Origin of the sequence: Tepidiforma sp. (assembly GCF_034432735.1) — a bacterium.
Lineage (GTDB): Bacteria > Chloroflexota > Dehalococcoidia > Tepidiformales > Tepidiformaceae > Tepidiforma.
Genome location: NZ_DAOUBJ010000028.1, coordinates 1 through 8,386 on the forward strand (window position 1 = coordinate 1; position 8,386 = coordinate 8,386).

Here is an 8,386-nt window from a genome sequence, read left to right on the forward strand (position 1 = left end):
GGCTATCCCCTGGGGCGTCTTCAGCGGTCTGCTCGGCCTCCGGACCGACGAGCTCATCCTGGTAGCTGCGCGCCGGCCCGGCTTGCGCACCTGGCCGACACTCACCGATGTCCAGCCAATCGAAGAGTTCGTGGGCACGCCTACGGCCCGGCCGCTCGCTCCAGTACCGCAGGAAACCCCGGGCATCTATGTCTTCCGCCAGTTCGAAATCGCTGCTGGCGATGTCGACGAATTCGTGCGCCTCTCCGCGGAAGCATGGGAGTCATTCGAGAACGACACCGCTTATCGCGCGGAACCGCGAGCGCTCCTGCGCGGCGATTCGTCGGAGGAGGCGACGCACATGTTGCTCGTCACATGGTACGACGGCCTCGCTTCGTGGGAGCGTTCACGTCAGCCCCCGGCCGCCGCTCGTGCGAACTTCCTCGCCCGTGCTCGCCTCACCCGCTGGGCGCTCCCCATCGCCACACGGCTCGTTCAGCCACCCGCATAGCCGGCATCGAACGACTCCAGTGCCGCCCAGGCCAACCGCCGGCCGTGGATGCCGGTTCCGGTCGCCGTGCCCACCACCACGGAACACGCCGGCGGGAGGAACGCTAGCCGATTCAGGTGATGCGTGAGGCGCGCAGCCGAAGCGGCCGCGGCCATCGCTCCCGCTCCTTGGAGGATCACGCCGAATGTCCCTCGCCCGAGCTCCCCAGCGATGTCCGTCCCTCGGCAGAGGCCGCCCAGCGCCTCACCGACCGCGCGCTCGACGAATCGGACGCCCACATCGCCCCGCTCCGCCTCGATGGCCTCCAACGCACTCACCCGAACAACGAGGAACGAGAGTGGAGCCCGCGGCGCCAGGTTTCCCACCACATCCAAATGACGGAGGAGCTCCGCCCGCGAGAGCAGCCGCCGCACGCGCGGCGTTGCGCCCCCTTTCTCCGCGGACTGATCGCGGATGCCGACGGGTTGGAGATATGCCGGATATCGAGCGGCATTCATCGGGGGACCTCCACAGCTACGGCAGGAATTCTCCCGCGCTGCGTCGCTCACCGAGATAGGCGATTCCCCGAAGCGCACCCCGCGCTTCCCTCAATCGACGGCTGTCGACTCCCTGTTCCTCGCCCCGCCCCGCCATCCGTTCCGGCGCCGCGCCCAGAACACCACCGCGCTCGCCACCACTACCGCAACCCATGCCCCGCCCGCCGCGAGCGTAATGCGAAAATCCCGCCCGAGCCCATCCCCTGCAACCACCGCGATGGCGGTGGGAAAGAGCATCCCGAGCGCCGAATACGTGATGAACACCCGGAATGGAATGGCCGTCATGCCGGCCACGAAACTGACCCAGTCGAAGTTGACTGCCGGAATCATCCGCGCCCAGAACACCACCCTCCCCCCGATGTCGAGGACGAGGGTATCCACCCTCTCGGCGTTTCGCTTCCCGATGAGCCGTGGCAAATGCCCCCGTCCGAACCTCCGCGCCACCCAGAATGCCATCGTCGAGCCCAGCAGCAGCCCCACCATACAGTAGAGCGTTCCGAGCACCGGCCCCCAGGCAAGCCCCGCGGCCATGAAAATGGGAGCGTTCGGAATCGGCGCGAAGAGCACCGAGAGCGCCATGATGCCGATGAACACCAGGGGTCCTGCCGGCCCGAAGCCATCGACCCACCTCCGAAACGGCTCGGCTTCGAGGGTGTAGGTCAGTCCGAAGAGCTGATTGGTTGCCCAATACACCGCGATGACCACCAGGAACGCGACGACGATCCCCGCCACCACGCGGCGCCGAAGAAGCAAGGGGGGCTTGCCCCCAGCCACGAGCTGCTCCTCCAGCTGCCGGATGCCATCGGCCGGCCGGTCCGGCGCGCTCGTCATCGCGGCACGGCCGCCAGATGCTCGAGCAACAGCCGATTCACCTCCTCGGGTGCCTCTTGCTGAACCCAGTGACTGACGCCTGGCAGGTGTTCCACGCGAAGGGTTGCCACGTACTCGTCCGTCCCCTCGGTGAGTTCCCGGCCCAGATAGCGGTCGTTGTCGCCCCAAATCAGCAACGTTGGCACCGTGATGAGCGGAACCGGGTCGGGAATCAGCGGCGGGCGCCGCAGTGCCGCTCGGTACCAGCCGATCCCACCGCCGAGCCCCTGACGCCGCCACCCCGCGAGGAACTCCTTGATGTCGTCCTTCGTGAATGTCCCGGGACGGCACTCGCGGATCATGCGCCGCGCAAGTCGCTGGTACCCCTGAGCGGCCAGCACCCGCTCCGGCAGCCAAGGGAGCTGGAAGAATACGACGTACCACGAACGTAGTGCCTGGCGTGGCCGACGGACATGCTTCCGGAAGATCGCCGGGTGCGGCAAGTTGCACACGGTCAGGCTCAGCAGCCGGTCCGCGTGGTTCATTCCGAGCAGCCACGCGATCATGCCACCCCAGTCGTGCCCGACCACGTGTGCACGCTCCAGCCCCAGATGGTCGAGGAGGCAAAGAACGTCGGCCTGGAGCGTATCGGTATCGTAAGGCCCCTTCGCTTCGGTCAGGTTATACCCGCGCTGGTCGGGGGCGATGACCCGGAAGCGGTCGCGCAGCGCCCTCAGCTGATGCCGCCAGGAGTACCACGACTCGGGAAACCCGTGGAGAAACACGACGGCCTCGCCCTCGCCATCGTCGACGTAGTGCATACGAATGCCATTGACGGTCGCCTCGCGGTGGGTGAACTCATCCGCCGTCATAGCCCGCGCCTCCGAACGAATGCCATCGTGCATTCCAGGCTATCAGAGCACGCGCACCTGCAGGAACAGATACACCAACGGAAATACGAACAGCACCGAATCGAGGCGATCCATGAAGCCCCCGTGCCCGGGCAAGAGCCCGCTCGCATCCTTGACCCCCATCCGGCGCTTCATCCAGCTTTCCACCAAGTCGCCGCCGATCGCTGCCAACGGGAGCCCGACAGCGAGGGGAAACGCCGTTCCCGACCCCACGCCCGTATCGAACAGTCCGTTCAGCGCCAGCACCGCGACCACGCCCGCCGCATAGCCCCCAGCAGCCCCCTCCCACGTCTTTTTCGGACTGATGCGGGGAGCCAGCCGATGCTGCCCGATGGCACGTCCAACGGCATACGCCCCAGTATCCACGGCAAAGGTCGAGAGCAGCCCGACGAAGAACCATTCCCGCCCGTTCGGTGCATCCCGCACGAGCACGAGCGTGGCCCCGAGCACGCCGAGATAGACCGAGCACCAGGAATACACGCGGAGGGGTTTCCGCGGTCCGAAGGCTTGCGTTGGCGCGTAGCCGAGCGCCGCCAGGACCAGCGCGAACCCGAGTCCCATCCACACGAACCGGCTGTCGACGTGTGCCCCGGCCACTGCCGCTGGTACGATGGCGACCGTCGAAAGGTGGCCGAGCGCCTCGCGCATCGGTCGACTCGGCATCAACCAGCCGTGAACGAACTCGAACGCGGCAAGCAGTAGAACCGTCGCTGCGCCCATTGCGAACGGCCACCCGCCGACCCAGCCGAGAAGAATGACCAGCGGCAGGCCAACGGCCGCAGTCAGAAGCCGCTGTTGCAGATTCGTCACCCGCACGAACCCTGCCCCGGCGCCTAGGGCGAAGGCTCGCGGAACTCCTCGAGATCTTCCTCGAGCAATCCCCCGAACTTCCGCTTCCGGCGCCCGTACTCCGCCAGCGCGATGTCCGTGTCCTCCCGCCCAAAATCGGGCCAGTACGTGTCGGTGAAGTAGAGCTCCGCGTAGGCCGCCTGCCAAAGCAGGAAGTTCGAAATACGCTGCTCCCCAGCCGTCCTGATCACGAGGTCCGGATCGGGCATGCCCCGGGTCATCAGGTAGCGAGCCACCAGTGCCTCGGTCACATCCTCCGGCTTCACGCCTTCCGCCATCATTTCCCGGATCGCCATCACGATGTCATCGCGGCCGCCGTAGCTGAAGCAGATGTTGAGCACCATGCGGTCGTTGTCGCGTGTCAGTTCGATCGCGTCGCGCACCTGCTGCTGAAGCCACTCCGGCAGCGTCTCGATATGCCCGAGCATCCGCAAGCGGATGCCGTTCCGGTGCAGGTTGTTCAACTCTCGACGGATGAAGTAGCGCAGCAAACGGATGAGCGCCCGTACCTCGCGTTGCGGCCGGTTCCAGTTCTCCGTGCTGAATGCGTAGAGCGTCAAATACTGAACGCCGTGGTCGGCGAATCGCTCGATGACGCGCCGAATGTTCTCCGTTCCTGCCCGGTGCCCGGCCGCCCGTGGGAGACCGCGCTGCGTCGCCCAGCGGCCGTTGCCGTCCATGATGATGGCGACGTGCCGCGGAACACGCCCGCCCGAAATTGGAGAGATCAGGTCGCCGAGATACTCGGCGGGCGTCTCGGCAGTCTCCGATTTGGCAGGCTCAGACTTCAAGGAGCTCGGCCTCTTTTTTCTTGCTTTCGGCGTCGATCGTCGCGATATGCCGGTCCGTGAGCTTCTGGAGCTCCTCCTCCGCTCGTTTCAGCTCATCCTGCGACATCCCGCCCTCCTTTTCCAGCTTCCGGAGCTCGTCGTGGGCATGTCGACGCACATTTCGCACGGCAACTCGGGCATCCTCCGCCTTGTGGTGGACGAGCTTTACCAGCTCTTTGCGCCGCTGCTCCGTGAGCGGCGGAATCGGCAGGCGAAGCGTCTGGCCATCGATCGCTGGGTTGAGTCCAAGGTCGCTCGATTGAATCGCCTTCTGGATCGCCGAGACGGCGCTCCGGTCCCATACCGTCACCGTGAGCAGCCGCGGCTCCGGCGCATTGATCGTCCCCAGCTGCTTGAGCGGCGTCAGCGCCCCGTAGTAATCGACCATCAGCGTTTCGATCAGGCTCGGGTGAGCCCTGCCCGTTCGGACCCCGTTGAGCTCCCTGCGCAGCGCCTCCACGGAGTGGTCCATCTTTGCATCGGCTTCGAGCAAAATTTCGTCGACATCTGCCATCGCGCGCCCCTCCGGTCCTTCAGGAATGGGCCGCCGGCTCCGGCGAGGCCGAAACCAGCGTTCCGATCGTATCTCCCCGTAGCGCACGGTACACCGCATCGGGGGCAGCCACGTCGAATACCACGATCGGCATGTGGTGCTCCATGCACATGCTCAGGGCGGTGATATCCATCACTTGCAGCCGGCGCTGAATTGCCTCGATGTGGGTCACCTGATCGAACTTCCGTGCCGTCGGCACCTTCGCCGGATCCGCATCGTACACACCGTCGACGCCGTTCTTCGCCATCAGGAGAACCTCGCAGTCTGTCTCGATGGCCCGCAGCGCTCCAGCCGTGTCGGTCGTCATGAAGGGATTGCCGGTCCCAGCGGCGAAGATCACCACCCGGCCCTTCTCCAGATGCCGAATCGCCCGCCGACGGATATATGGCTCGGCCACCTGGGCAATCGGCAGCGCTGTCTGCGTTCTGACGACCGCGCCGCGCTTCTCCAGGGCATCCTGAAGGGCGAGCGCGTTCATGATCGTCCCGAGCATCCCGGCATAGTCGGCCGTCGCTCGGTCCATGCCCGTCTCGGCCACCGTCGCCCCACGCCAAAAATTGCCGCCACCGACCGAGACCGCGACCTGAACGCCCTCGTCGACAGCCAGCTTGATCTGCCGCGCAAGGTCCTTCAGCGTCTCCGGGTCGATTCCGAACGGCCGCGAGCCCATCAGCGCCTCGCCCGAAAGCTTGACGAGGGCGCGTCGATATCGCCCACGACCGTCCGAAGTCATCCGGCCTTACCGCCCGAGCTCGAACCGAACGAATCGCCGCACGCGGATGTTCTCGCCCGTCCTGGCAATCGCATCCTGCACGAGGTCCTTGATCGTCTTGCTCGCATCCCGAATGAATGGCTGTGCGAGAAGCACGACCTCCTCGTCCGGACCCTCGAATTTCGCCCGTTCAGGGTCGTCCGCCGAAACGACCTGTGGGCTCATCGCCGCGACTTGCATGGCGATGTTTCGCGCCAGCTGGCGGAACTCCTCCGTGTTCGCCACGAAGTCGGTCTCGCAGTTGACTTCCACGAGCACACCGATCCGGCCGCCCGCGTGGATGTAGGCATCCACCACGCCGTTGCTGGTCTCCCGGTCCTGCCGTTTCGCGGCCGCAGCGATCCCCCGTTCTCGGAGAATCTGCTTCGCCTTCGCCTTGTCGCCGCCCGCCTCTTCGAGCGCCCGCTTCGCATCCATCACACCCGCCCCGGTCTCCTCCCGGAGCTCCTTGATCATCTCGGTCGTTACTGCAGCCACCTCGATCTCACTCCTCTGCCTGGGCGGATTGCGCCGGGTTCATGCCGATGACCGTCACGCGCGTGCCAGCCTCTTCCGCCGGCTCGTCTTCCGGCGAGGCCGTGAAGCTGCCGGCCGTGGTCGCGCTCGCAAGATCGCTCACCTGGGTCCCTGGTGCGACCCCCGATTCGCGCATCGCCCGACCCTCGATTGCGGCATCCGCAATCTTTCCGAGGATCAGCTTGATCGCCCGAATCGCATCATCGTTGCTTGGAATCGGATAGGAGATGGGGTCCGGGTCGCAGTTGGTATCCACGAGCGACACGATCGGGATGCCGAGGCGCACACACTCGGAGACCGCAATCGCCTCCTTGACCGTGTCGATGATGAACACCGCACCCGGGAGCCGGTCCATGTGCTTGATTCCGCCGAAATAGCGGTTCATCCGCTCGATCTCGTTCTGGATTTCGAGCTGCTCGCGCTTCGGCAACCGGGAAAAATCCCCCCGCTCCATCGCCGCCTCGAGCTCCCGCAGATGCCGAATCCGCTGCTGGATCGTCCGGAAATTCGTCAGGGTTCCGCCCAGCCACCGGTTGTTCACGAACGGCAGGCCGGCCCTCCGGGCTTCCGCCTCGACCGTCTCGCGGGCCTGTTTCTTCGTCCCGACGATCAGTACGTCGCCGCCCGAGGCCACGACATCGCGGACAAAATTCATCGCCGCTTCCAGCCGCGAGACTGTCTGCTGCAGGTCGATAATGTGGATGCCATTTCGCTCGGTGAAGATGAATTGGCGCATCTTGGGGTTCCAGCGCCGCGTCTGATGCCCGAAGTGGACGCCCGCTTCGAGCAACTGCTTCATGCTCACAGGGGTAACCAGGGAATCCTCCATCCTGCGGCGCCAAAGATTTGACCGTGCCCGGCCAGGACGCCGCCGATCACTCCAACAAACTCCAGAATAGCAGGGAGCGCCATCGGGGAAAGAGCCCAACCACTTGACAGCCTCTTCCCGGCAGAGCATCCTGCTGGGCAGGAAAGGAGGTGATGCGCATGGACCATCATAGTCGTAGCTACGACCGTACCTTTGCGCTGGAGGTGACCTCCTCCTAGTTCGCTCGGAGGAATCACCGAACCTCCTACGACCCCGGTCTTAGCTACGCCAGGGCCCCGGCAGCGCCGGGGCCCTTTTCACGCCCCCTCGAGCGTCGCCATGTCCGAAACCCCACCCTTCGATTTCCCCCGTTTCCAGTCCCTGCTCCGCGCCCGCTTGGTAGGCCGATCCCTCGTTTACCGCCCGGTCGTCGGTTCGACCATGGATATCGCCCGGCGCGAAGCCGAAGAAGGCGCCATCCACGGCACGGCCGTGCTCGCCGAAGAACAGACCGCAGGGCGCGGCCGCCGTGGCCGGTCGTTCTTCAGCCCTCCCGGCGCCAACATCTACGTTACGTTCGTCCTTCGCTGCAGCCTCGAGATCCACCGTTCCTTGCCCCTCCGCATCCCCGTGGCCGTCGCCGAAGCCATCCGCGGAACCGTTCCCTCCGCCGTCATCAAATGGCCCAACGACGTATGGGTCGGGCGTCGAAAAGTTTGCGGTATGCTCATCGACGCCGAGCTCGGTGGAGCCGGGCCGGTTGCCTTCCCTGGTATCGGCATCAACGTCAACTTCGACCCTTCCATCCAACCCGAACTCCGCGACATCGCCACCTCCCTCGCAGCCGTCCTCGGCCAGCCCGTCGACCGAGAGGCGTTGCTCGCTCGCCTCTGCAACGAGCTCGAGCGCTGGCTCGAGGCCCCTCGAGGAGAAGCGCAGGCTCGCTTCCGCGAACTGAACGGCTTCCTCGGCGCCGAAGTCCACATCAGCCCCGTCGGGGGCGAACCGTACGCAGCTACCGCCGTCGATATCGACGACGATGGCCGGCTTGTCGTTCGGCTCCCAGGAGGCGAAACCGAAGCCGTGACAGCGGCCGACGTCACCGTGCGGCCAACCTCCACATGATCCGTGCGCCCGCTTCGGCTATCGTGAGCGCGTGACGTTCGAAGAGATGGTCGCCCTCGCCGCCCAACGCAAGCGCACTATGCCCGATGGGTCCGGCACCGCCGCCATCCTCGCGGGGGGGCCCCACGCCATCGGCAAGAAACTTGTCGAAGAGGCCGCCGAAGCCTGGATGGCTGCCCGCTACGA

Annotated in this window: 11 protein-coding genes and 1 pseudogene; 3 read left to right on the forward strand and 9 right to left on the reverse strand. The window is 65.6% G+C overall.

Features of this window, described 5'->3' with window-relative positions:
• A partial coding sequence (locus VAE53_RS02465; RefSeq protein ID WP_322817779.1) for a hypothetical protein occupies window positions 1-490 on the forward strand: 490 nt, incomplete at its 5' end.
• Here VAE53_RS02465 and VAE53_RS02470 read toward each other — a convergent pair.
• From VAE53_RS02470 to rpsB, 9 genes are all read right to left on the reverse strand, one after another.
• Window positions 475-987 (reverse strand): hypothetical protein, encoded by a 513-nt coding sequence (locus VAE53_RS02470; RefSeq protein WP_322817780.1) that lies wholly within the window; start codon window positions 985-987, stop codon window positions 475-477. The two genes, VAE53_RS02465 and VAE53_RS02470, sit on opposite strands and share 16 nt — an antisense overlap.
• Before the next feature lie 90 nt (window positions 988-1,077).
• Window positions 1,078-1,857, reverse strand: a complete 780-nt coding sequence (locus VAE53_RS02475; protein WP_322817781.1) for a TVP38/TMEM64 family protein — start codon at window positions 1,855-1,857, stop codon at window positions 1,078-1,080.
• Complete coding sequence (locus VAE53_RS02480) at window positions 1,854-2,708, reverse strand: alpha/beta hydrolase (RefSeq protein ID WP_322817782.1); 855 nt, start codon at window positions 2,706-2,708, stop codon at window positions 1,854-1,856. The genes VAE53_RS02475 and VAE53_RS02480 overlap by 4 nt, the downstream gene beginning before the upstream one ends.
• A 42-nt stretch (window positions 2,709-2,750) precedes the next feature.
• The gene (locus VAE53_RS02485; RefSeq protein WP_322817783.1) at window positions 2,751-3,557 is read right to left on the reverse strand and encodes a phosphatidate cytidylyltransferase; all 807 of its coding nucleotides are present in this window, start codon (window positions 3,555-3,557) and stop codon (window positions 2,751-2,753) included.
• Between the two features lie 23 nt (window positions 3,558-3,580).
• Complete coding sequence (locus tag VAE53_RS02490; RefSeq protein WP_322817784.1) at window positions 3,581-4,387, reverse strand: isoprenyl transferase; 807 nt, start codon at window positions 4,385-4,387, stop codon at window positions 3,581-3,583.
• Window positions 4,377-4,940 carry a ribosome recycling factor gene (gene frr / locus VAE53_RS02495; RefSeq protein WP_322817785.1) on the reverse strand — a complete coding sequence of 188 codons (564 nt, stop codon included), beginning with the start codon at window positions 4,938-4,940 and terminating at the stop codon, window positions 4,377-4,379. Before frr ends, VAE53_RS02490 begins: the two co-directional genes overlap by 11 nt.
• A 19-nt stretch (window positions 4,941-4,959) precedes the next feature.
• Window positions 4,960-5,712: a UMP kinase gene (pyrH, locus tag VAE53_RS02500; RefSeq protein WP_322817786.1), complete on the reverse strand. Its 753-nt coding sequence runs from the start codon at window positions 5,710-5,712 to the stop codon at window positions 4,960-4,962.
• A gap of 6 nt (window positions 5,713-5,718) precedes the next feature.
• Window positions 5,719-6,207, reverse strand: a complete 489-nt coding sequence (locus tag VAE53_RS02505; protein WP_369294014.1) for an elongation factor Ts — start codon at window positions 6,205-6,207, stop codon at window positions 5,719-5,721.
• Between the two features lie 28 nt (window positions 6,208-6,235).
• A complete protein-coding gene (gene rpsB / locus VAE53_RS02510; RefSeq protein ID WP_322817788.1) occupies window positions 6,236-7,066 on the reverse strand; it encodes a 30S ribosomal protein S2 in 831 nt (276 codons plus the stop codon).
• Between the two features lie 348 nt (window positions 7,067-7,414).
• Here rpsB and VAE53_RS02515 point away from each other — a divergent pair, with 348 nt between their 5' ends.
• Both VAE53_RS02515 and hisE read left to right on the forward strand, forming a co-directional pair.
• On the forward strand, window positions 7,415-8,200 hold the full coding sequence (locus VAE53_RS02515) for a biotin--[acetyl-CoA-carboxylase] ligase (RefSeq protein ID WP_322817789.1): 786 nt from the start codon (window positions 7,415-7,417) through the stop codon (window positions 8,198-8,200).
• 46 nt (window positions 8,201-8,246) lie between these two features.
• Window positions 8,247-8,386, forward strand: a pseudogene (gene hisE / locus VAE53_RS13150) (phosphoribosyl-ATP pyrophosphatase); the annotation flags it as partial.